Source organism: Acinetobacter sp. 231_lipA (assembly GCF_058243005.1).
This window is the reverse complement of the sequence record NZ_JBZAYU010000001.1, coordinates 2,197,476-2,219,619: the sequence shown is the minus strand read 5'-3', so window position 1 is coordinate 2,219,619 and position 22,144 is coordinate 2,197,476. Positions and strand designations below refer to the sequence as shown.

General features: G+C 41.8%; 16 protein-coding genes, 2 tRNA genes and 3 rRNA genes. 4 read left to right on the top strand and 17 right to left on the bottom strand.

Annotation, left to right across the window (positions count from 1 at the left end):
• Positions 1–4: 4 nt before the first annotated feature.
• Positions 5–961, bottom strand: a complete 957-nt coding sequence (gene filA / locus AC4CUX_RS10825; RefSeq protein WP_201950110.1) for a putative pilus system protein FilA — start codon at positions 959–961, stop codon at positions 5–7.
• A gap of 254 nt (positions 962–1,215) precedes the next feature.
• On the opposite strand from filA, the gene AC4CUX_RS10820 reads away from it, so the two are divergent.
• Positions 1,216–2,565 carry an anthranilate synthase component I family protein gene (locus tag AC4CUX_RS10820; RefSeq protein WP_005400209.1) on the top strand — a complete coding sequence of 450 codons (1,350 nt, stop codon included), beginning with the start codon at positions 1,216–1,218 and terminating at the stop codon, positions 2,563–2,565.
• A gap of 71 nt (positions 2,566–2,636) precedes the next feature.
• Here AC4CUX_RS10820 and hisC read toward each other — a convergent pair whose 3' ends face one another.
• Together hisC and hisD are read right to left on the bottom strand one after the other, a co-directional pair.
• A complete protein-coding gene (hisC, locus tag AC4CUX_RS10815) occupies positions 2,637–3,728 on the bottom strand; it encodes a histidinol-phosphate transaminase (protein WP_201950109.1) in 1,092 nt (363 codons plus the stop codon).
• 174 nt (positions 3,729–3,902) lie between these two features.
• Positions 3,903–5,204: a histidinol dehydrogenase gene (gene hisD, locus AC4CUX_RS10810; RefSeq protein ID WP_201950106.1), complete on the bottom strand. Its 1,302-nt coding sequence runs from the start codon at positions 5,202–5,204 to the stop codon at positions 3,903–3,905.
• A 175-nt stretch (positions 5,205–5,379) separates the two neighbouring features.
• On the opposite strand from hisD, the gene AC4CUX_RS10805 reads away from it, so the two are divergent.
• A complete protein-coding gene (locus AC4CUX_RS10805) occupies positions 5,380–5,724 on the top strand; it encodes a nuclear transport factor 2 family protein (RefSeq protein WP_201950103.1) in 345 nt (114 codons plus the stop codon).
• Between the two features lie 74 nt (positions 5,725–5,798).
• On the opposite strand, the gene hisG is transcribed toward AC4CUX_RS10805, so the two are convergent.
• From hisG to AC4CUX_RS10780, 5 genes are all read right to left on the bottom strand, one after another.
• On the bottom strand, positions 5,799–6,500 hold the full coding sequence (hisG, locus tag AC4CUX_RS10800) for an ATP phosphoribosyltransferase (RefSeq protein WP_004984172.1): 702 nt from the start codon (positions 6,498–6,500) through the stop codon (positions 5,799–5,801).
• Positions 6,497–7,756, bottom strand: coding sequence for a UDP-N-acetylglucosamine 1-carboxyvinyltransferase (gene murA, locus AC4CUX_RS10795; RefSeq protein ID WP_005400214.1), 1,260 nt, complete (start codon positions 7,754–7,756; stop codon positions 6,497–6,499). Before murA ends, hisG begins: the two co-directional genes overlap by 4 nt.
• Positions 7,757–7,762: 6 nt before the next feature.
• Positions 7,763–8,014: a BolA family iron metabolism protein IbaG gene (gene ibaG, locus AC4CUX_RS10790; protein WP_004695019.1), complete on the bottom strand. Its 252-nt coding sequence runs from the start codon at positions 8,012–8,014 to the stop codon at positions 7,763–7,765.
• A 136-nt stretch (positions 8,015–8,150) separates the two neighbouring features.
• On the bottom strand, positions 8,151–8,483 hold the full coding sequence (gene hpf, locus AC4CUX_RS10785; protein WP_004695021.1) for a ribosome hibernation-promoting factor, HPF/YfiA family: 333 nt from the start codon (positions 8,481–8,483) through the stop codon (positions 8,151–8,153).
• 171 nt (positions 8,484–8,654) lie between these two features.
• Positions 8,655–10,109: an RNA polymerase factor sigma-54 gene (locus AC4CUX_RS10780; protein WP_201704244.1), complete on the bottom strand. Its 1,455-nt coding sequence runs from the start codon at positions 10,107–10,109 to the stop codon at positions 8,655–8,657.
• A 327-nt stretch (positions 10,110–10,436) separates the two neighbouring features.
• Here AC4CUX_RS10780 and AC4CUX_RS10775 point away from each other — a divergent pair, with 327 nt between their 5' ends.
• Positions 10,437–10,991 carry a DJ-1/PfpI/YhbO family deglycase/protease gene (locus tag AC4CUX_RS10775; protein WP_201950101.1) on the top strand — a complete coding sequence of 185 codons (555 nt, stop codon included), beginning with the start codon at positions 10,437–10,439 and terminating at the stop codon, positions 10,989–10,991.
• Between the two features lie 59 nt (positions 10,992–11,050).
• Here AC4CUX_RS10775 and AC4CUX_RS10770 read toward each other — a convergent pair whose 3' ends face one another.
• The 9 genes from AC4CUX_RS10770 to AC4CUX_RS10730 all read right to left on the bottom strand — a co-directional run bounded on the left by AC4CUX_RS10770 (position 11,051) and on the right by AC4CUX_RS10730 (position 20,631).
• Positions 11,051–11,362 carry an ankyrin repeat domain-containing protein gene (locus tag AC4CUX_RS10770; RefSeq protein WP_201950099.1) on the bottom strand — a complete coding sequence of 104 codons (312 nt, stop codon included), beginning with the start codon at positions 11,360–11,362 and terminating at the stop codon, positions 11,051–11,053.
• 118 nt (positions 11,363–11,480) lie between these two features.
• A complete protein-coding gene (locus AC4CUX_RS10765) occupies positions 11,481–12,506 on the bottom strand; it encodes an IS30-like element ISAba125 family transposase (RefSeq protein ID WP_490792318.1) in 1,026 nt (341 codons plus the stop codon).
• Between the two features lie 38 nt (positions 12,507–12,544).
• Positions 12,545–13,249 carry a hypothetical protein gene (locus AC4CUX_RS10760; RefSeq protein ID WP_201950096.1) on the bottom strand — a complete coding sequence of 235 codons (705 nt, stop codon included), beginning with the start codon at positions 13,247–13,249 and terminating at the stop codon, positions 12,545–12,547.
• Positions 13,250–13,413: 164 nt separating this feature from the next.
• A complete protein-coding gene (locus AC4CUX_RS10755) occupies positions 13,414–14,763 on the bottom strand; it encodes an aromatic acid/H+ symport family MFS transporter (protein ID WP_201950094.1) in 1,350 nt (449 codons plus the stop codon).
• 483 nt (positions 14,764–15,246) lie between these two features.
• Positions 15,247–15,361: ribosomal RNA gene (gene rrf, locus AC4CUX_RS10750) — 5S ribosomal RNA — on the bottom strand.
• A gap of 175 nt (positions 15,362–15,536) precedes the next feature.
• Positions 15,537–18,430: ribosomal RNA gene (locus AC4CUX_RS10745) — 23S ribosomal RNA — on the bottom strand.
• Between the two features lie 381 nt (positions 18,431–18,811).
• Positions 18,812–18,887 (bottom strand) — tRNA-Ala (locus AC4CUX_RS10740).
• Between the two features lie 68 nt (positions 18,888–18,955).
• Positions 18,956–19,032, bottom strand: a tRNA-Ile gene (locus AC4CUX_RS10735).
• 61 nt (positions 19,033–19,093) lie between these two features.
• A 16S ribosomal RNA gene (locus AC4CUX_RS10730) occupies positions 19,094–20,631 on the bottom strand.
• The 16S, 23S and 5S rRNA genes sit together here with 2 tRNA genes alongside, the layout of an rRNA operon.
• A gap of 548 nt (positions 20,632–21,179) precedes the next feature.
• Between AC4CUX_RS10730 and AC4CUX_RS10725 the strand changes: the two genes are divergently transcribed.
• The gene (locus AC4CUX_RS10725; RefSeq protein WP_201950093.1) at positions 21,180–22,082 is read left to right on the top strand and encodes an MlaA family lipoprotein; all 903 of its coding nucleotides are present in this window, start codon (positions 21,180–21,182) and stop codon (positions 22,080–22,082) included.
• The last annotated feature ends 62 nt before the right edge of the window (positions 22,083–22,144 follow it).

Below are 22,144 nucleotides of genomic sequence, written 5' to 3'. Positions count from 1 at the left end.
AATTTTAGTGACCAGAAATAGTAATCACAGCACCTGGCATATACACACCAGCAGCTGGGCTAAAGTAAGTTTGCATACCTTGAACTTCTACATCACCAATGGATGCAGCATCACGGCTACCCAAATGCACACCTTTTACATAAGTATCGTGCGCGCCACTTGTGCTAATCATACGGATATAGCCCTTATTCGCACCCTCTTCACCAATCACACTAATTTTTTGATTCAGTGTTAAGTCAAGTGAATTCGCATCTGCAACTTTAATGCTTTCAACAAAGATTTCACCTGCAGCACGCGTTGTTGTTTTGGTTGAGTTATCTAAGATCCCCAAGTTTTTAATTTCTAAACCACCAACCATGGTCGCGCTTAATTGGATCATTGCGCCTTGCGGTGCAGCACCTAGTTGGATGTTTGCAGACATTGGACCTGTTTTCAGTGATAAACCACTTAGAATCGGGTTCACCGTACCTGTACCACCACGGCGGATAGAAGTTGCACCAGTTGCTGGCATATCAGCCGAAGCCACGACACCAATTTGACCAATATTAATATCTAGACCAGACACTTGAGCTGCAATGTTAATAAATGCATTACCACCGTTTGCATCTATGTCAATTTGCAAATCAGCTAAGTTACGAGATGGAAGTAAATATGCTCCTGCATTATCATAGTTCGCACCAATAACAATACCGTGATTTTCCAGCGTATCACCCGCTATACCATTACCTTGGATAACGATAGCACCAGCAGTTGAAGTACCACCTAGAGATGTAGTCGCTAAACCATCATTATCATGAACAAAAACCTTACCAATTTCGATTTTAGAAATACCGATACCGATATTTAGACCATCTTGACCTGTAGCGGCACTGAGCGAAGCGTCATCCATTGCTTGCATTGCCATCGCATTTGCACTGATTGCCATTGAAGAAACTAAAGCAAGTTTAGTAATAATTTTCATCTTGTTCCTCTCCTAAGAACTTTATTTTTGTGATACCAATCACTCGATGTTAACTACTGCTTTTTTTATTTTGACCCAGTATTAACATCTATCCTTGAGTGACTTCATTGCCTGAACTAAGTTATATGCGAGTGATTTTTTGATCAACTGCTGTTGGTCGCAATCCATAGCTTACCGATAAACGGTATTTCCTCTATGCGTACACGTACAATGAGGTAAAATAGCCTGAATTTTTTAATCCTATTTGCGTTAGCATGACTCTAAGCCAATCATTTAAAAAGATAATTTGTGATTCAAGCCTCTCTGTATCTCATATACTACAGGCATTGAATGAGCTCACACAGTTAGTCTATTTACAAAATGTCGATGCACCTGTCATTGCTTTTTTACCCGAGCGTTATCAAGTTTTTCAAAAAAACCAGCACTTTTTCTTTCAACGCACTCAGGATTTTTGTTACATCCACGATGACAAAGAAATAGACATTTCCAGTAATATTCAGCCAAACTCAGAACAAAAAGAAGCATCTTTTAGTGGCGGACTCATTGGATTCGTCAGTTATGATTATGCCGCCCAGCAACACGTTCCTGTTCAAATTAAGCCACAGCCAAGCCTATTTTTAGGTTTATACAGCAGTTATCTACAATGGACTGATGCAGGCTGGCTATTTTGCAGTAGTGATTCACAAGCTGAACACATTTATCGCAAAATTGAATCGTATTTATTCCAGCCATCGGCCTTAAGCCATCCACTCCAACTCGCATCGATCTGCCAAGCACGCTGGACTAAAACCGAATACAAACAAGCCTTTCAGCAAGTACAGGAATACATCAAAGCTGGGGATTGCTATCAAATCAATCTGACACAAGAGTTCACAGCCAAGGCACATGGTCGACTCCTAAGTGCAGTCGAAGCATTTTGGCAATTGACCGATGCACCTTACTCGGGGTATCTCCGTATCGATGATTTTGAACTCTTAAGTTGTTCACCCGAGTTGTTTATTGATTTTCAAGCTCATCGAAAAATCATTACCAAGCCGATTAAAGGCACCATGCCGCGCTTTGCAGATCCAGTCTTAGATGAACAATCTAAACAACGCTTAATGGCTTCGGAAAAAGACCAAGCTGAAAATGTGATGATTGTCGATCTACTGCGTAATGACTTGAGCGTTTACGCAGAAACGGGCTCAGTCAAAACACCTAAACTGTTTAATATTGAAAGCTTTAAGCAAGTCCATCATATGGTCAGCGAAGTCGAAGCAACACTTAAAGCAGAAGTTCATCCCTTTCATGTGCTGCTCTCTGCTCTACCTGGCGGGTCTATTACAGGTGCACCTAAAATTCGAGCAATGCAGATTATTGAAGAACTCGAAGGTGCACCACGTGGAGCGTACTGTGGCTCAATGGGTTATTTTAATTTCGATGGTACTGGTTCTTGGAACATTCTGATTCGTTCCATTCAAAAATTCCAAGATGAGGTTTCACTTTGGGCTGGCGGTGGAATTACCATTGCATCAGAGTGTGAAGCTGAATACCAAGAGTGCTTTGACAAGGTCTCAGCACTGCTTAATTTACTCAATACTTTTGTGCAAACGGACGCTGAATAACCACCAAAATAAAAAAGTGAACCTTCACATCAGTGAAGGTTCACTTTTCAAAGATCACAACTGTTGAAAGTTTATTTTAAAATATCATTTTTCAATGTATCGACTAAGCGTTGATTTTGTTCATCAGTTCCAACCGTGATACGTAAAAACTGGTTAATACGCGGTTTATTGAAATAACGCACAATAATGCCTTGTTCACGTAATTCAGCCGCTAATTCACCTGCATCTTTGCTAGGTAATGATGCAAAGATAAAGTTGGCACTTGATGGCAAAACGTTAAAGCCCAGTGCGGTCAATTGTTCAACCAAATGTTCACGGCTTTGAATTACTTTTTGATTTTGTGCTTCGAAATAAGCTTGATCTTCAAATGAAGCGACCGCAGCAGCTATCGCAAAACGGTCCATTGGATAAGAGTTAAAACTATTCTTCACCGCTTCAAGTGCCGCAATCAAATGCGGTTGAGCAATCGCAAAACCAACACGTAAACCCGCCAGTGAGCGAGACTTAGACGTGGTTTGGCACACCACCAAGTTCTCATATTTTTCCACCAAACTGACTGCCGATTCAGCACCAAAGTCGACATAAGCTTCATCAATCACCACCACTGAATTTGGATTGGCCTGAAGCACTGCTTCTATTGCAGCTAAACCAATATCAATACTGGTTGGTGCATTTGGATTGGTGATAATAATGCCGCCATTGGCTTGTTTATAGTCATCCACCACAATTTCAAAGTCATCATTGAGTGGTAAAATTTTGGTTTTGACCCCAAAGAATTGGCTATAAACAGGATAGAAGCTATAGGTAATATCAGGGTAAAGTAAAGGCAGCTTTTGCACAAAAAAAGCTTTAAAAATATGCGCTAAGACCTCATCTGAACCATTGCCAACAAAGACATTTTCAACAGCAACATTTTGTTGTTTCGCAATCGCCTGCTTTAACGCAGAAGCATCTGGATCTGGATATAAACGCAGTACATCTGCTGAGTTTGCCAAGACTGCTTGAACAGCTTCCACCACTTTTGGTGAGGGTGGATATGGGTTTTCGTTGGTATTGAGCTTCAATAAATTTTGAATTTTCGGTTGTTCGCCTGGCACATACGGTTCTAATGCACGTACTTCAGGACTCCAAAAACGCATTTGTTCTGTAGTAATGTTAAACATTGTCTATCTCATTTATGCACTCAACTTACTTTTATATAAGCCCTCTCCTTCTAGGAGAGGGTTTGGGAGAGGTTTATGATGTCCCAAACTGAATTCAATATTTTCCCCTCTCCTAACCTCTCCCATAGGGAGAGGAACATTCATTACTGAACAAATGAGGGATCTAAATTTATATTATTGATAACGATAACGTGCCGAACGCGCATGCGCATCTAAGTTTTCTTGTTGCGCTAATATATCTGCGGTTTTCGCCAAAGTTTTCACACCTTGCTCAGAGCACATAATCAAACTTGAACGCTTTTGGAAATCGTATACACCCAGCGGCGAAGAAAAGCGTGCCGTACCCGAGGTAGGTAACACGTGGTTCGGGCCTGCACAATAATCACCAATCGCTTCAGGGGTATATCTCCCCATAAAAATCGCACCGGCATGGCGAATATGTTCAGCCATTTCCTGCGCTTCGTCTAGGCAAAGCTCTAAATGCTCAGGCGCCACTTGATTAATCAGCTCAACTGCTTCAGCGCGGTCTTTCACAAGCACTAATGCGCCACGATTGGCAATTGAAGTACGCGCAATCTCCGCTTTAGGTAACGCTTGCAAATGCGCTTCAATAGCCAGTTCTACTTCATTTAACAGCTGTTCATCCGATGTGATAAACACTGCTTGCGCCACAGTATCGTGTTCAGCTTGGGACAATAAATCCATTGCCAACCACTGTGCGTTATTCACGCCTTCAGCATAAACTAAAATTTCAGATGGCCCTGCAATCATGTCGATACCGACTTGTCCGAATACTGCACGTTTCGCAGCCGCGACAAAACGGTTGCCCGGCCCCGTAATCTTATCCACCGCTGGAATCGTTTCTGTACCATAGGCTAAAGCCGCAACCGCTTGTGCCCCACCAATGGTAAAGACACGGCTGACACCAGCCAAATAAGCGGATGCTAATACCAATGGATTCAACTCACCATTTGGTGCAGGCACCACCATAATAATTTCAGGCACACCCGCCACATGCGCAGGCACAGCATTCATCAGTACAGACGACGGATAAGATGCCAAACCACCCGGCACATAAATACCAACGCGATCTAAAGGCGTTACTTTTTGCCCAAGTGTGTTCCCCAAGGCATCCACATAGGTCCAGCCTTCTTGTTTTTGCGCTTGGTGAAACTCACGAATACGGTTTGCAGCGAGCTCTAACGCCTCGCGGACTTCGGTACTCAAACCCTCAAAAGCGGTTTTTAATTGTTCTTGGGTCAGTTCTAAATCTGAGAATTGATGCGCGGGATGTCGATCGAACTGTTGAGTGAGTTTAAGAACATGAGCATTACCATGCTGACGAACATCAGCGATGATTTGATCTACGGTTTTTAAAAGTTCTGGGTCACTCACGGTTTCAAAAGCCAACAAATCAGCAAAGACTTGTTTAAAGTTCTGATCTTGAGTCGATAAACGTCGCATCAATTTATCCACAATGAAAATAAAGGGAAGCTTTAGTTTACCTTGTTTCCTGTATTTTGTGGGCAACAATCCTCCAGCTAAACACGGAGTGTAATGAAAAATTACTTTTAACTTCATCGGGAAATGAATGTGACTATGATTTTTAAACTAGAATTATTAAACATGACTAAAAAACAGGCAAAACGAGATGCCCCTCACGGACATAGCCACCTACTTTTCAACGGGGCAATTTAGCCGAATCCAACAGCATTTTTCACAAACCATTACATGGGAAATTGTAGGTGAACAACAGCTGTCAGGTTTTGATCAAGTGCTCAAGCATTGCCAGTCTATCGAACATTATTTTTCGACCGTCGCACATGAGTTCCATATTCAAGCAATTCATGAAACGGGTCATCATGTGATTGTTCAAGGTGAAGCGCAATTTCATGACACCCAGCAGACATCCCGAATTTCTGCTTGTGATGTCTATACTTTTAACAATTTGAATCAACTGGCCCAAATTCAATCCTATTGTATTTCAATCCAATAAAAATATTAAAAAATGAGCAGGTACAAAAAAACCGCCATCATCGATAGCGGTTTCTTTAAACAAAAAAGATCAACTTATTTGTTTTTTAACGCTTCACGTTCAGCGACTGCTGTTTCTAACTGTGCAAGAATTGGGTTTAACAATGCTTGCTTACGTTTGAAACTTGCCTTGTTCACGATCAGACGTGAAGACACTTTACAAATTTCTTCCAAAGGTTCTAAACCATTGGCACGTAAAGTATTCCCAGTATCGACCACGTCAACAATGTAATCGCCCAAACCCACCAACGGTGCAAGTTCCATTGAACCGTACAACTTAATTACATCGACTTGCTCACCTAAGCTTGCATAGTACTGACGGGTTAAGTTTACGTATTTAGTGGCAATTTTTAAACGCCCTTTGGGACGCTCCATGCCAACTTTGCCTGCAGTCATCAGTTTACATACTGCGATTTTTAGATCGAGTGGTTCATAAACGTTTTGTGCTCCATGTTCCATAAGCACGTCTTTGCCCGCAACACCAATATCAGCCGCACCATTTTCCACATAGGTGGGTACGTCAGAAGCACGTAAAATTAAAATACGGACTTGTTTATGGGTGGTTGGGAAAATTAACTTACGTGACTTATCAGGATCTTCCAGTAAGTTAATTCCAGCCGTTTCAAGTAAAGGCAGGGTTTCTTTTAAAATACGACCTTTACTCAATGCCAATGTTAAACCATGATCAAAATTGCCCATTACATCAAAATTTGGATCATCGTTTCTCATATCGCTCATGAACTTACTCGCTTAATTTGGGCGCCTATACCTTGTAATTTCGCTTCGACATCTTCATAACCGCGGTCAATATGATAGATACGATCAATCAGCGTCTCACCATCAGCAGCAAGTGCAGCTAACACTAGAGAGAAAGAAGCACGTAAATCTGTTGCCATCACAGGTGCTGCAGAAAGTTTCTCTACACCCGTCACGACAGCATCATTACCTTCGACCTGAATATTGGCACCCATACGTGACAATTCAGGTACATGCATAAAACGATTTTCAAAAATCGTTTCAGAAATGGTGGCAAAACCACGACCAATGGCATTGACCGCCATAATCTGTGCTTGCATATCAGTTGGGAAATCAGGATGTGGAAGCGTTTGGAAACTCACTGCTTTCGGGCGTTTACCCATCATATCCAGTTCAATCCAATCATCACCACGGGTCACTTCCGCGCCCATTTCTTCAAACTTTTCTAAGACCGATTCCATCAAAGTTGGATCAGTATGTGTGGTTTTTACACGACCACCAGTAATGGCCGCAGCAGCCAAATACGAACCTGTTTCAATACGGTCAGCAACCACAGCGTATTCACAGCCATGTAGTTTTTCAACACCTGTTACCACTAAGGTATCTGTGTCTAATCCTTCAATTTTTGCACCCATCGCGATCAACATTTTCGCAAGGTCCGTAATTTCAGGTTCACGTGCCGCATTACGAATCGTAGTCACGCCTTCGGCCAATGCCGCAGCCATTAAGATATTTTCGGTGCCACCCACGGTCACCATATCAAAAATAACTTCGCCACCTTTCAGACGGCCATCAACTTTAGCGTGTACATAACCCGCTTCAACTTCAATCTCTGCACCTAAAGCTTCTAAAGCTTTTAAATGTTGATCGACTGGGCGCGAGCCAATCGCACATCCACCCGGCAAAGATACTTTTGCACTACCATAGCGCGCCACCAATGGACCCAGCACTAAAATAGATGCACGCATGGTTTTCACCAGCTCATACGGTGCAAACTGATTATCTAGTGTTGAAGTATCCGCAGTAACCGTGTCGCCTTCGTAGGTCATGGTAATGCCTAGACCACCAATCAACTGCACCAAGGTATTTACATCTTTTAAATGCGGCACGTTGGTGAGCTTGGTTGGGGTTTCAGGCAAAATCATTGCTGCAAGCAACGGCAAGGCAGCATTTTTAGCACCCGAAATACGAACTTCGCCTTCGAGCTTAGTGCCACCTTGAATTAAAAATTTATCCATCTAATTTTAAGCTCCGAATAAGCTTGCTTTACGCCATTCTTCTTTAGTCATTGCACGAATAGTCACCGCATGCACTTCGCCACTTGCGATATAAGAATTTAATGGTGCATAAACAGCTTGCTGACGTGCAACAGGACGTTTGCCTTCGAATTGGTCGTCGACAATACGTAAGTCAAACTTTCCGCCTTGCCCACTAACTGCAACTTCAGCTTCAGGAAAAGCAGCTTTTAAAATTTCAGTGAGCTGTTCACTATTCATCACAAAGACCTCTTATAGGACCAACGGTGTAAAAACCTGCCATTTTACTATAAATCTGAAAAATAAATCATAAACCCGCACACTTTATATATAAAAAAAGAGGTTTTAAAAAACCTCTTTTTGCATAAAAATCAAACTAAATGGCGATCGGTTGGTAAACTTGCTGCATTTTACGGTGCTTATCGAGCTGTCTTTTTAGTTTTTCTGATAATTTTTTAATCGACGTATACATATCATCTGCTGAAGCCTGAGCAAAAAATTCAATGCCCGGCAAACGGATAATTGCTTCTGCAATATGATTGCTACTGCCTTTTTTAGTATGTTTATCGACCTGATGATCCTTGGTTAATTTCACCTGCATACTGTTCACCTGATCAATATGCTTGGTCATTTCTGCAAATTTGCAGCGAATGGTATCTTCAATAGCTGGGGTAATGCTCAAATGATGTCCACGAATTGTTATTTGCATATATCTATCCCTCACCTTCATTAGGATTAATGAGGAAAAGCTAAGACGATTTAATGACTGCAAAATAACCAGCGCGCATAGAAACATCAAATCATTTTCGCTATTCCTTAAAGAAAAAAGAGGTTCATTATGTTGTCATAATGAACCTCTAGAATAGTCAGATTTTAAATTTTAGATCAAGACTTTTCGTTCAGAAGATGACGGAATATGTAACGATTCACGATACTTTGCCACTGTCCGACGCGCTACATCAATTCCATCGTCCTTTAACAGATTGGCAATTGCGTTATCAGACAAAGGCTTACGTGCATTCTCTTCAGCAATCAATTTTTTAATCTTGGCGCGAATTGCAGTTGAAGATGCTTCACCGCCTGACGTAGTCCCCACATGGCTTGAAAAGAAATATTTCAACTCGAACAAGCCGCGTGGCGTCAGTATATATTTGTTGGTGGTCACCCGAGAAACGGTCGACTCATGCAATTCAACTTCTTCTGCAATATCCCGAAGTACCAAAGGCTTCATCCCTTCAGCACCAATTTCTAAAAATGCACGCTGATGTTCAATGATACACGTCGCCACTTTCAGTAAAGTTTTATGGCGTTCATCGACACTTTTAATAAAGTTCTTCGCATCCAACATTTGATTACGTAAGTACTGATTATCTTCACTTTGATCAGCACGCTTAATCATATTGGCATAAAACGAGTTCACACGAAGTTTTGGCATCACATCAGGATTTAAAGCCACTTGCCATTGTTCGTTTTTCTTCATTACTACGACATCAGGAATTTGATAATCTGAGTCTTTATCTTCAAACTCAAGCCCTGGATGCGCTTTTAGCGTTTTCAATAAATCAACCGCGCACTTGAGCTGCTCTTGATTTAAACCCGTTTGTTTAATCAGTTTCGCTAGTTCATTGCTGATCAATAGTTCATAGTTTTTCAGCAGATTCATAGCATCATTTCGACACGCGGTCTGCATCGGCAAGGCTTCCAACTGTACCATTAAGCACTCTGCAAGATTCCGCGCCCCAACGCCAAGTGGGTCTAAACGCTGAATATGCTTGAGCACCACAACCACTTCGTCATCTTCGACTTCGTCGTCATAGTCCATGTTTGTTAAAAGATGTTGAACTGAAGTCGTTATTTCTGAAATATCACTGTCTAAAAAACCTTTATCGTCCAAAGAGTCAATAATGCAATAAGCAATCAACATATCTACTTGCGAAAAATGCAACAGATTGATTTGCTCCAACATATGCTCTTTTAAGCCCAAATGACCTTGGCGATTATCTTCTCGTTCTTCAAATTCTGCTGCGCCCAAACTGGTCGGTTGATGCGTATAGACATCATCCCAGTCGGTATCGACTGGTAAATCATCGGGTAAATGGTCGGCGTTGAGTTCGTTGGTCAAATCTTTCTTATCCTGTTCTTGTTCTTGCACACTGGATAAGCTTTCGATAGATGACTGTTCTTCTACTTTTTCTAAGAGCGGGTTGCTGTCGAGTTGAATCTGAATTTCCTGTTCAAGTTCAAGGCTCGATAATTGAAGCAATCGAATAGCTTGTTGTAATTGGGGGGTTAGCGACAAAGAGTTCGAAACTTTCAATCCAACCGATAACTTCATAAAACCCTACTCGTCAATACAACTATTTTTAAAGCACGCTTTATAAGCAATTTTTGTGCCGTTTTATTTTTTATAGCATAGAAAATTCAAAAAACCTACATTTTTTGAGCAGATTGTTTTTTCATTTCCTACATAGTTTTAGACTTTATGGATGTTCTTAGTGCATATCAATTATTGAAAAGGATCATTAATACCTTCACACAGACTAAAGTTACACGAAACACTACATCGGCTGCTTTCACTTACTTACAAGAGTCCGTTAAATCAAAACATCTGAATCATTCTGCTTTGTTAGGCTAAAGCATAGACATTTTTTAGGGGGTTTATATGACTCAAAAAGTATTGTTCATAACCTCAAATGTAGGCGTAGAACATGATGAGCTAATTCAGCCTCTCCATTTTCTACAGTCCAAAGGCATAGAATGCATTCATGCCGCGATTGAAGCTAGCGAAGTTCGAACTGTTAAAATGGACTCAGAATCGGCAGCAAGCTATCCTCCAGACGTCGATTTGGATCATGTTCATTATGACGACTACGACTTGCTGATTATCCCCGGCGGTACAGTTAATACTGATTTATTACGCCAACATCCCAAAGCGCTCGAAATTATCCAAAGTTTTAGCAACCAAGCCAAACCGATAGCTGTGATTTGTCATGCACCTTTAGTTTTGATTAAAGCTGAACAGATTAAAACTAAGCATCTGACTTCGCATAAGAATATAAGACTCGATCTGGAAAATGCAGGTGCTATATGGGTCGATGAGGCCGTTCACACATGTTATGCAAGTGGCTGGACACTCATCAGTTCACGCAATCCAGAAGACCTTCCCGCTTTTAATAAAGCAATATTGAAAGAACTTGAATCCAATTCGTCCGTTTAAGACTCCATAAAACAAAAAGAGCCTGATATTGAGCAGGCTCTTTTATTCATTTTTAAAAGTTACAGACTTTTTAAATATTCAATAATTTCTACTTGTTCTGCCATTTCAGCCAGTTGAAGCGCTGTGTATTCACCTTTGTAGTCGACATTCGCACCTTTTTCAACCAGTAGTTTCACTACATCTAGATAGCCATTTTCAGCCGCCGCTTGAAGTGCGCTATAGCCTTCATCATCTGTCGAGTTCACATCTACACCATTGGCGAGACTTTTTTCTACTTCAGCGAGTTCACCTAAAGATGCCCAATACACCAGTTCAGGTAAATGCAGTTCATCATCGTTTTCAGGAATTGGGGAGAATGAGTTGAGTTTCATATATTTTATTCCAAAGCTTTGGATTTATTAAATGCATAAAGTACTCTGTGGTCAACAAATATTAAAGCTCTCCATTTTTTTCAATATTATTTTTCACAATATTAAATGCATGGCGAATTCAAACATGAGGTGCGACAGTTTCAAAAGCCTTATGATAATCAACAAGCTGAGCAAATTTCTCTAATGGTGTAAGCCAATCTAACGCTTTTCTAGGACGAGTATTCAGTGACATGGCAACTTGATTTAAATAATGCTGATCTGCCTGGTTTAAATCAATCCCTTTAGGTAAATATTGCCTAATTAAACCATTCATATTTTCGCATGTGCCTTTCTGCCATGGCGAATGTGGGTCACAGAAATATACATCTATGCCTAAATCTTCTTCGAGGATTTTATGTTCTGACATCTCACGTCCACGGTCATAGGTCAATGTTTTACGCAGTTCTGCGGGTAAATATTTCAGAGCTTCAGTTAAAGCCTTGCGCACTGATTCTGCCTTTGCATCAGGTAATGTTGCCAAGATACAGAGCCGTGTATTTCGTTCAATAAGTGTTGCTATCGAACTTTTATTGTCTTTACCTTTAATTAAATCGGCTTCCCAATGACCCGGTATTTTTCTTTCTTGAACTTCGGTTGGGCGCTCATGAATAGTTTTAATATCCTGTAATATAGAATCTTTTTTAGGTTCACCGTTAGCTTTTCGCTTTTTATTTTCATGTCGCAGACAGGATAGTAAGTCTTTTTTCAGCTCACCCTTTGGTAATGCTCGTATCGTTGAATAAATCGTTGTATGGCTTACATTCATTGTTTGATCCAAATCAGGAAATCTCTTTAAACGCTTTGCTATTTGCTGAGGAGACCATAAACAACGGATCGCTTCAACAATAAATTTCCAGAGGATTGAATCGATTTTGAGTTTTATGTGACCACGTCTACGTCTAGCGAAGGTGTTATCAGAAGCATATTGAGCTTGATAAACGTCATTGATGCTATTTCTTTTAAGCTCACGATAGATCGTACTAGGATGTCTTTTAATGAGTTCAGCAAATTTTCTGGCTGAAAAGCCTTCTTTTCTTGACTCAAGCATTAATGCAGTACGATCTTCAAAGTTAAGATGATGGTATGACAATTTTATATACTCCATAAACCCTTTAAATTAATTAGGTGGTTTTATGTCGCACTTCAAGTTTTACTCTGCCCATCTTTAAAGTTCTTATCATACTTACCATGATGCCGATAACCATATCTTTGGTTATAAATATCAGTAAAATCATCATGCCAATGTTCAAATTTACCCTTACGTGCCATTAACGCAACTTTCGGATGAATTTCCCCTTTATACAACTTTTTAAAGTTTTGATCTGAAACAATCACACCTTTAGTTATATATTTACGTACTAAAATTAACTCCATCACTAATTTCCTAAATGCTACCAGCTCACAACTTCCACCAAGTCCAACCTGTTCACTAAAATGGATATAGCTATTCAGAACAATAAAATGATGCTCTCTAACTTCTAATAGAATACAAGTTTCACCACGCAAATTTTGGGATCTTACAAAATAAATAATAAATGGTTTTATTTGATCAATGCGTTCTAAGCAATCGTAAATACTTATATAAATTTGTTGATCGCACTTAAACGGATGTCCTTTTCCTTCTGTTAACCACTCATAATTAATTGCAAATGTTTGGGAAAAAATTTCTAAAAATTCTAACTCTGGTTCTTCAATATTTATAAAGTACTTCTCTAAATCACCTACTTTTTTTAATTCTAAAATTTTACTAAACTGAGCTACAGTAAATTTTTCATCTCGTCCTTCATTCATTAATGACAAAACTAAATTTAAGCGATCAGCGATTTTATCTACATCAGTCCTGTTCATCTTAAACTTGAGTTTTTCTTTAAAAGGTCACTCAGAAAATTTGTTAAAAGTCCCAACCCAATCGTTTCAAAAAAACTCATTTTTTAAATTTCTTTTAATTTATTAAGATTAAAAGAATATAACAAAAAGCCCCCACAATTTGGAGGCTTTCAATTAAATGACTCTTAAGCTTTCGAAATCGCAGGCTGACTTGCACCAATCTTTTCAGATTCATCTTCATGCATAATCAGTGCAACCGCAATAGCAGTAATCAACACAGGCAAACCCACTGCAATAAAATTAAAGTGAGCAGGTAAATTCATACCTAACAAACTTCCGATTAAAATTGGTCCAATGATTGCACCCATACGACCAATCGCAGACGACCAACCAATCCCCGTTGAACGAACAGCAAGTGGATAGTACTGAGCGACATAGCTATAAAGCAGCATTTGCGAACCAATTGATGCAGCACCCGCCAAGAATACTAAAATATATAAAAGGAATTGATTCGATTGGAAGCCCATCAAGCTCATTACAACAGCACCCATCATGCCCAAGCACATCAGCACAGGTTTCAAATGGAAGCGATCAGCCAAGATCCCTCCACCCACAATACCAATCACAGCACCAATGTTCATCACCATCATAAACATCAAGCTATTGTCCATTGAGTAGCCTGCTGCCATCATTAACTTCGGCAACCAACTGCTTAAAGCATACATTGTCAGTAAGCAGGTGAAGAACGCCACCCAAAACAATAAGGTATTTACCGCACGCCCACGTTTAAATAAGCTCACAACATTTGCAGACTCTGGCACATCAACCTGATGCAACTCAAAAGTTGTATCTTCTTTTACCGTTACTGTTGGTGCTAAACGACGAACAATTTTACGTGCTTCCACTTGACGGTTTTGTTGCACAATAAAAGTCAAAGACTCGGGCAAAAACTTCCAAATAACTGGTAACAACAACAAAGGAATACCCGCAATAAAGAACATAATTTGCCAACCAAAACTTGGAGTAAACCACGCACCTAGTAATGCAGCCATTACACCACCCACAGCATAACCACTAAACATTGTGGTTACTAAGGTACTACGCATTTTTTGTGGTGCATACTCAGATGTCAGCGCAACAAGGTTTGGCATTACTCCACCAATTCCTAGTCCCGCAAGGAAACGGAGAATTGCAAATTCCGTTGGGTTTGATGCAAAACCACCTGCACAGGTAAGCCCGCTAAAAAGTACAATACAGATCATAATGACTTTTTTACGACCAATTTTATCCGCCAAAGAGCCAAATATCATTGCACCAAACATCATGCCTGCTAAAGCAGTACTTGCAAGCATACCCGCCTGTACAGCACTTAAGCCCCAGTCTTCCATTAATAATGGCAATACCACACCATTAATTGCCAAATCATAACCATCAAATAAAATAATTAGCAGACACCAAGCAACAACTTGAAAATGGAAACCCGAAAATTTTGCACGATCAATAATATCATTCACATTAACTGCTTTAGCTGACATTATTCACCTCCTATGAGCTATTGTTTCATTGCACTTTAACTAGCGCCCTTCAGTTTTTATAATGTGCTAATTCAGCCCAAACTGAAGTCATTCACCAAAGTAATTTGGTGTTATATTCACACAATTTATAGTGATATAAAAATTCAACATTAGTCTAAATAAATGATTTAATTCGCATTAAAAATAAATAAAACCAACCATTAACACTTGTCTTTCTGATATGAAATAAAATAATAATTAACAATAAAGGCCTAATTTAAATTAGATAAAAATATAGTATTTAGTTGATAGTAAAAATTAACTGATAGTAAAAAAGAAAAATAAGTATAGAAAAGTTCATTTAAATAATAATTATGACTATTTAGGATGTTTTATTTAATTACGATAAATCTCAATTGGACGATTGATTCATTTATTATTTTAACCTTCCTTGCATAAAAAAATCCCCCTCAGCGATTAGCGGAGGGGGATTTAGAATTAATGAGCTGGCGATGACTTACTCTCACATGGATAACTCCACACTACCATCAGCGCTAAGAGGTTTCACTTCTGAGTTCGGGAAGGGATCAGGTGGTTCACTCTTGCTATTGTCGCCAGCACAACTGTTTATGACTATTCGTTGGGTCTAACCTCAGAGCAGTGCTCTTCGTGCCTAACTTTCATCAAATGAGTTATTAACAGGTATATTTGAGTTGGATATTTTATCTAGCTTTATAACTAAATCAAGTTGTTTGCAGTGATTTGAACCACAACACCAACTGTTTGGGTGTTGTATAGTCAAGCCTCACGAGCAATTAGTATTGGTCAGCTTCACATATCACTATGCTTCCACATCCAACCTATCAACGTCGTAGTCTTCAACGGCTCTTTAGAGGACATAAAGTCCTAGGGAAATCTTATCTTGAGGTAGGCTTCCCGCTTAGATGCTTTCAGCGGTTATCCCTTCCGAACATAGCTACCCGGCGATGCGACTGGCGTCACAACCGGTACACCAGAGGTTCGTCCACTCTGGTCCTCTCGTACTAGGAGCAGATCCTCTCAAATTTCCAACGCCCACGGTAGATAGGGACCGAACTGTCTCACGACGTTCTAAACCCAGCTCGCGTACCTCTTTAAATGGCGAACAGCCATACCCTTGGGACCTGCTTCAGCCCCAGGATGAGATGAGCCGACATCGAGGTGCCAAACACCGCCGTCGATATGAACTCTTGGGCGGTATCAGCCTGTTATCCCCAGAGTACCTTTTATCCGTTGAGCGATGGCCCTTCCATACAGAACCACCGGATCACTAAGACCTACTTTCGTACCTGCTCGACTTGTGGGTCTCGCAGTTAAGCGCGCTTTTGCCTTTATACTCTACGCGTGATTTCCGACCACGCTGAGCGCACCTTCGTACTCCTCCGTTACTCTTTAGGAGGAGACCGCCCCAGTCAAACTACCCACCAGACATGGTCCTCGTCCCGGATAACGGGACAGAGTTAGAACCTCAATATTACCAGGGTGGTATTTCAAGATTGGCTCCACCGAAACTAGCGTCTCGGTTTCAAAGCCTCCCACCTATCCTACACAAGTAAGATCAAAGTTCAATGTCAAGCTGCAGTAAAGGTTCACGGGGTCTTTCCGTCTAGCCGCGGGTACACCGCATCTTCACGGCGAATTCGATTTCACTGAGTCTCTGCTGGAGACAGCGCCCCCATCATTATGCCATTCGTGCAGGTCGGAACTTACCCGACAAGGAATTTCGCTACCTTAGGACCGTTATAGTTACGGCCGCCGTTTACTGGGGCTTCGATCAAGAGCTTCGCTTACGCTAACCCCATCAATTAACCTTCCAGCACCGGGCAGGCATCACACCCTATACGTCCACTTTCGTGTTTGCAGAGTGCTATGTTTTTAATAAACAGTTGCAGGGGCCTGGTTTCTGTGGCTGCCAATAGCTCAAGGAGTAAATCCTATCACCGTCGGCAGCGTACCTTCTCCCGAAGTTACGGTACCATTTTGCCTAGTTCCTTCAGCAGAGTTCTCTCAAGCGCTTTGGTCTACTCGACCTGACCACCTGTGTCGGTTTCGGGTACGATTCCTATGTAACTGAAGCTTAGAGACTTTTCCTGGAAGCATGGTATCAGCCACTTCACTGTACAAGTACAGCTTGCTATCAGTTCTCAGCATACAGTACCCCGGATTTGCCTAAGATACATGCCTACAACCTTCCACCTGGACAACCAACGCCAGGCTGACTTAACCTTCTCCGTCCTCTCATCGCATTACATAGAAGTATTGGAATATTAACCAATTTCCCATCGACTACGCCTCTCGGCCTCGCCTTAGGGGTCGACTCACCCAGCCCCGATTAACGTTGGACTGGAACCCTTGGTCTTTCAGCGTGCGAGTTTTTCACTCGCATTGTCGTTACTCACGTCAGCATTCGCACTTCTGATACCTCCAGCATACTTCTCAATACACCTTCATCGGCTTACAGAACGCTCCCCTACCACTTGCAATAAATTGCAAATCCGCAGCTTCGGCATATAGTTTTAGCCCCGTTACATCTTCCGCGCAGGCCGACTCGACTAGTGAGCTATTACGCTTTCTTTAAAGGGTGGCTGCTTCTAAGCCAACCTCCTAGCTGTCTATGCCTTCCCACATCGTTTCCCACTTAACTATAATTTTGGGGCCTTAGCTGGCGGTCTGGATTGTTTTCCTCTTGACTACGGACGTTAGCACCCGCAGTCTGTCTCCCGGATAGTACTCATTGGTATTCGGAGTTTGCATCGGTTTGGTAAGTCGGGATGACCCCCTAGCCGAAACAGTGCTCTACCCCCAATGGTATTCGTCCGAGGCGCTACCTAAATAGCTTTCGGGGAGAACCAGCTATCACCGAGTTTGATTAGCCTTTCACCCCTATCCACAAGTCATCCCCTGGCTTTTCAACGACAGTGGGTTCGGTCCTCCAGTTAGTGTTACCCAACCTTCAACCTGCTCATGGATAGATCACCCGGTTTCGGGTCTACACCCAGCAACTAAACGCCCTATTAAGACTCGATTTCTCTACGGCTCCCCTATGCGGTTAACCTTGCTACTGAATGTAAGTCGCTGACCCATTATACAAAAGGTACGCAGTCACCGAACATGTCGGCTCCCACTGCTTGTATGCATGCGGTTTCAGGATCTATTTCACTCCCCTCACAGGGGTTCTTTTCGCCTTTCCCTCACGGTACTGGTTCACTATCGGTCAGTCAGGAGTATTTAGCCTTGGAGGATGGTCCCCCCATATTCAGACAAGGTTTCACGTGCCCCGCCCTACTCGACATCATCATATCAGCCCTTTCGTGTACAGGACTATCACCCACTATGGTTGCACTTCCCAGAGCATTCCACTAAAACTGATATGACTTAATGGGCTTTTCCCCGTTCGCTCGCCGCTACTGAGGGAATCTCAATTGATTTCTTTTCCTAAGGGTACTGAGATGTTTCACTTCCCCTCGTTCGCCTCGTATGACTATGTATTCATCATACGATACCTGCCTTATGACAGGTGGGTTTCCCCATTCAGAAATCTCCGGATCACAGGATATTTGCCGCCTCCCCGGAGCTTATCGCAGGCTATTACGTCTTTCATCGCCTCTGACTGCCAAGGCATCCACCACATGCACTTAATTACTTGACTATACAACCCCAAACAGTCGTTAATCCCTACAAGTAGGATTAAGACAGTCTATGATGATTTCTCATCACTTCCTTACAGTTTGTTGCTCTGTGCACTTAAACACTGTACAGCTTCAATTCAATTCACATACCAAAACGCTTGATTCAGTTAATTTCGCTAGTAACTCATTTCATTCAACGTTAACAATTGCTTGTTAAGTTAACTAAAACGAGTATGAACAAATTATTTCAACTCAAATATATTCTGTTAATGATTTTTCCAGCCTTCGTCAGGTCAGGAAACTGTGATAAATCACAGAAGTTAATAAAATGTAAACTAATGTCTACTTCTTACTAATTTCTATAATCTAACTTCTTAGCTTATATATTGAAGAACAATATATGGTGGAGACTAGGAGAGTCGAACTCCTGACCTCCTGCGTGCAAAGCAGGCGCTCTACCAACTAAGCTAAGTCCCCAGCTTATCAATAAGTCAATGTCTCTGTTTTTCTGTATTCAGCATTTAACAATGCTTGTTAGTCAGATTTGGTGGGTCTGACAAGACTTGAACTTGTGACCCCACGCTTATCAAGCGTGTGCTCTAACCAACTGAGCTACAGACCCTCAGATACATCGTCATGAAGAACAACTTGTTGTGGATTCTTACCAATCGTCAATCTTTCGTTAAGGAGGTGATCCAGCCGCAGGTTCCCCTACGGCTACCTTGTTACGACTTCACCCCAGTCATCGGCCACACCGTGGTAAGCGTCCTCCTTGCGGTTAGACTACCTACTTCTGGTGCAACAAATTCCCATGGTGTGACGGGCGGTGTGTACAAGGCCCGGGAACGTATTCACCGCGGCATTCTGATCCGCGATTACTAGCGATTCCGACTTCATGGAGTCGAGTTGCAGACTCCAATCCGGACTACGATCGGCTTTTTGAGATTAGCATCCTATCGCTAGGTAGCAACCCTTTGTACCGACCATTGTAGCACGTGTGTAGCCCTGGTCGTAAGGGCCATGATGACTTGACGTCGTCCCCGCCTTCCTCCAGTTTGTCACTGGCAGTATCCTTAAAGTTCCCGGCTTAACCCGCTGGCAAATAAGGAAAAGGGTTGCGCTCGTTGCGGGACTTAACCCAACATCTCACGACACGAGCTGACGACAGCCATGCAGCACCTGTATGTAAGTTCCCGAAGGCACCAATCCATCTCTGGAAAGTTCTTACTATGTCAAGACCAGGTAAGGTTCTTCGCGTTGCATCGAATTAAACCACATGCTCCACCGCTTGTGCGGGCCCCCGTCAATTCATTTGAGTTTTAGTCTTGCGACCGTACTCCCCAGGCGGTCTACTTATCGCGTTAGCTGCGCCACTAAAGCCTCAAAGGCCCCAACGGCTAGTAGACATCGTTTACGGCATGGACTACCAGGGTATCTAATCCTGTTTGCTCCCCATGCTTTCGTACCTCAGCGTCAGTATTAGGCCAGATGGCTGCCTTCGCCATCGGTATTCCTCCAGATCTCTACGCATTTCACCGCTACACCTGGAATTCTACCATCCTCTCCCATACTCTAGCTTCCCAGTATCGAATGCAATTCCTAAGTTAAGCTCAGGGATTTCACATCCGACTTAAAAAGCCGCCTACGCACGCTTTACGCCCAGTAAATCCGATTAACGCTCGCACCCTCTGTATTACCGCGGCTGCTGGCACAGAGTTAGCCGGTGCTTATTCTGCGAGTAACGTCCACTATCCTAGAGTATTAATCTAAGTAGCCTCCTCCTCGCTTAAAGTGCTTTACAACCAAAAGGCCTTCTTCACACACGCGGCATGGCTGGATCAGGCTTGCGCCCATTGTCCAATATTCCCCACTGCTGCCTCCCGTAGGAGTCTGGGCCGTGTCTCAGTCCCAGTGTGGCGGATCATCCTCTCAGACCCGCTACAGATCGTCGCCTTGGTAGGCCTTTACCCCACCAACTAGCTAATCTGACTTAGGCTCATCTATTAGCGCAAGGTCCGAAGATCCCCTGCTTTCCCCCGTAGGGCGTATGCGGTATTAGCATTCCTTTCGGAATGTTGTCCCCCACTAATAGGCAGATTCCTAAGCATTACTCACCCGTCCGCCGCTAGGTCGTATAGCAAGCTATACTTCCCCGCTCGACTTGCATGTGTTAAGCCTGCCGCCAGCGTTCAATCTGAGCCATGATCAAACTCTTCAGTTAAAAATCATTAGTAGCTTATGGCTACAAATCTTGGCTCATCAATTTTCTGACAAATATTTCTCAAATAAACTTCGAGTAATTTTTACCATCAATCAATGAAATATTTTCGATCGATCAATCAGTAAAAATCCACACAAGTTGTTCTTCATAATCTCTTAATGATCTTCTTGCTGATTCGTCATCAGCAAGCTAGGTCGGCTATACTACTCTCTTTCAAGAAGAAGTCAACTAGTTTTGTTAATTATTTTTAAACTTATTCAAGACTTCCAGATTCTACCGCTTGGGCTAAATCCTTGTTTCTCAACAGGTTTTAATCAACATCACCGCCGATGGATGTGCATTCTACAGTATTTCCAAACCAACACAACCCCCTTTATTCAATTTTTTATAAAAAAACTTCCACTTGTTTATTTATTCAGCAAAATGGCGTTTTTTACTAACATTTCTTAAAATTTGATTTAACAATGAGCAATAAAGAGCTGTTAAGATAGTTAAAACATTATTTTTTTAATTCACCTGCTGATTATAAAGTTCCGGAACTCTTTTATATGCAACACATTCGCCACTTATGTGCTGGTCTACTCTTTGTAGGCTTTACAACATTTGCATTTGCTGAAGATGTAGCGCCTGCGGCTGCCAGCGAAATAGATACCAGTGCTGATCCGCAAACAGCTCAATCTTCTTCGCTTAAAGAATTAAAGAATATTAAAGCAAAAGATTTAAAAGTAGATGCCAATGCAGCACAACCTGATAATGTAAAAGATCCGCTTCAACCTTTAAATAGACAAATTTTTGCCGTCAATGATGCTTTAGACGGTGCGATCGTTCGCCCAATTGCGGTGGAATATAAAGAAAAGATCCCTTCTCCGATTCGTGACTCTTATAGTGGCTTTCGTAAAAACCTCGGTGAGCCTTGGAATGCGGTAAACCAACTTATACAAGGTCGTCCCGGCCGTGCCGCAAAAACTTTAGGTCGATTTACCATTAATACGGTAACTACTTTAGGTTTTGCAGATCCTGCTTCGCGCTTAGGTTTAGAAACTGAAGATGAAAACTTTGGTACGACTCTTGGCTATTGGGGGGTTCCATCTGGCCCATACCTAGTACTTCCTGTTTTTGGGCCAAGTACTTTCCGTGATGGCTTTGGCTTGGTTGTTGATGGCTATGCGCGCCCACAAAGATACATATTAGAAGATGAAGAAGGCCTGTATTGGGCGGAACAGGCTTTACGTGGTATTGATGTACGATCACAACTGATTGATATTGAAGGTGCGATTCAAGGCGACAAATACTCCTCAATTCGTGATATTTATTTACAACGTAAAAACTTCATTATTGCTGAGAAAAAAGGCCAAGAAGCTGAAGGAATGTTTATTGATGAGGTCGGTGATGATGATTCTTCTAGCTCTCCATCAACCAATGAATCGCATCAAATGCTAGATACGGAATAACAATGTATTGCAGCTAGAGTTGAATTTTTTTTCTCTAGCTGTAATTTGCTTGTTATAGTAAA

Bases quoted from the DNA above. Each gene is read 5' to 3' on its own strand.
- AC4CUX_RS10820 (WP_005400209.1), top strand. From the start codon at position 1,216: ATGACTCTAAGCCAATCATTTAAAAAGATAATTTGTGATTCAAGCCTC.
- ibaG (WP_004695019.1), bottom strand. From the start codon at position 8,014: ATGAATAGTGAACAGCTCACTGAAATTTTAAAAGCTGCTTTTCCTGAA.
- filA (WP_201950110.1), bottom strand. From the start codon at position 961: ATGAAAATTATTACTAAACTTGCTTTAGTTTCTTCAATGGCAATCAGT.
- AC4CUX_RS10765 (WP_490792318.1), bottom strand. From the start codon at position 12,506: ATGGAGTATATAAAATTGTCATACCATCATCTTAACTTTGAAGATCGT.
- AC4CUX_RS10780 (WP_201704244.1), bottom strand. From the start codon at position 10,109: ATGAAGTTATCGGTTGGATTGAAAGTTTCGAACTCTTTGTCGCTAACC.
- hisG (WP_004984172.1), bottom strand. From the start codon at position 6,500: ATGAGCGATATGAGAAACGATGATCCAAATTTTGATGTAATGGGCAAT.
- murA (WP_005400214.1), bottom strand. From the start codon at position 7,756: ATGGATAAATTTTTAATTCAAGGTGGCACTAAGCTCGAAGGCGAAGTT.
- AC4CUX_RS10725 (WP_201950093.1), top strand. From the start codon at position 21,180: ATGCAACACATTCGCCACTTATGTGCTGGTCTACTCTTTGTAGGCTTT.
- AC4CUX_RS10760 (WP_201950096.1), bottom strand. From the start codon at position 13,249: ATGAACAGGACTGATGTAGATAAAATCGCTGATCGCTTAAATTTAGTT.
- AC4CUX_RS10775 (WP_201950101.1), top strand. From the start codon at position 10,437: ATGACTCAAAAAGTATTGTTCATAACCTCAAATGTAGGCGTAGAACAT.
- AC4CUX_RS10755 (WP_201950094.1), bottom strand. From the start codon at position 14,763: ATGTCAGCTAAAGCAGTTAATGTGAATGATATTATTGATCGTGCAAAA.
- AC4CUX_RS10770 (WP_201950099.1), bottom strand. From the start codon at position 11,362: ATGAAACTCAACTCATTCTCCCCAATTCCTGAAAACGATGATGAACTG.
- hpf (WP_004695021.1), bottom strand. From the start codon at position 8,483: ATGCAAATAACAATTCGTGGACATCATTTGAGCATTACCCCAGCTATT.
- AC4CUX_RS10805 (WP_201950103.1), top strand. From the start codon at position 5,380: ATGCCCCTCACGGACATAGCCACCTACTTTTCAACGGGGCAATTTAGC.
- hisC (WP_201950109.1), bottom strand. From the start codon at position 3,728: ATGTTTAACATTACTACAGAACAAATGCGTTTTTGGAGTCCTGAAGTA.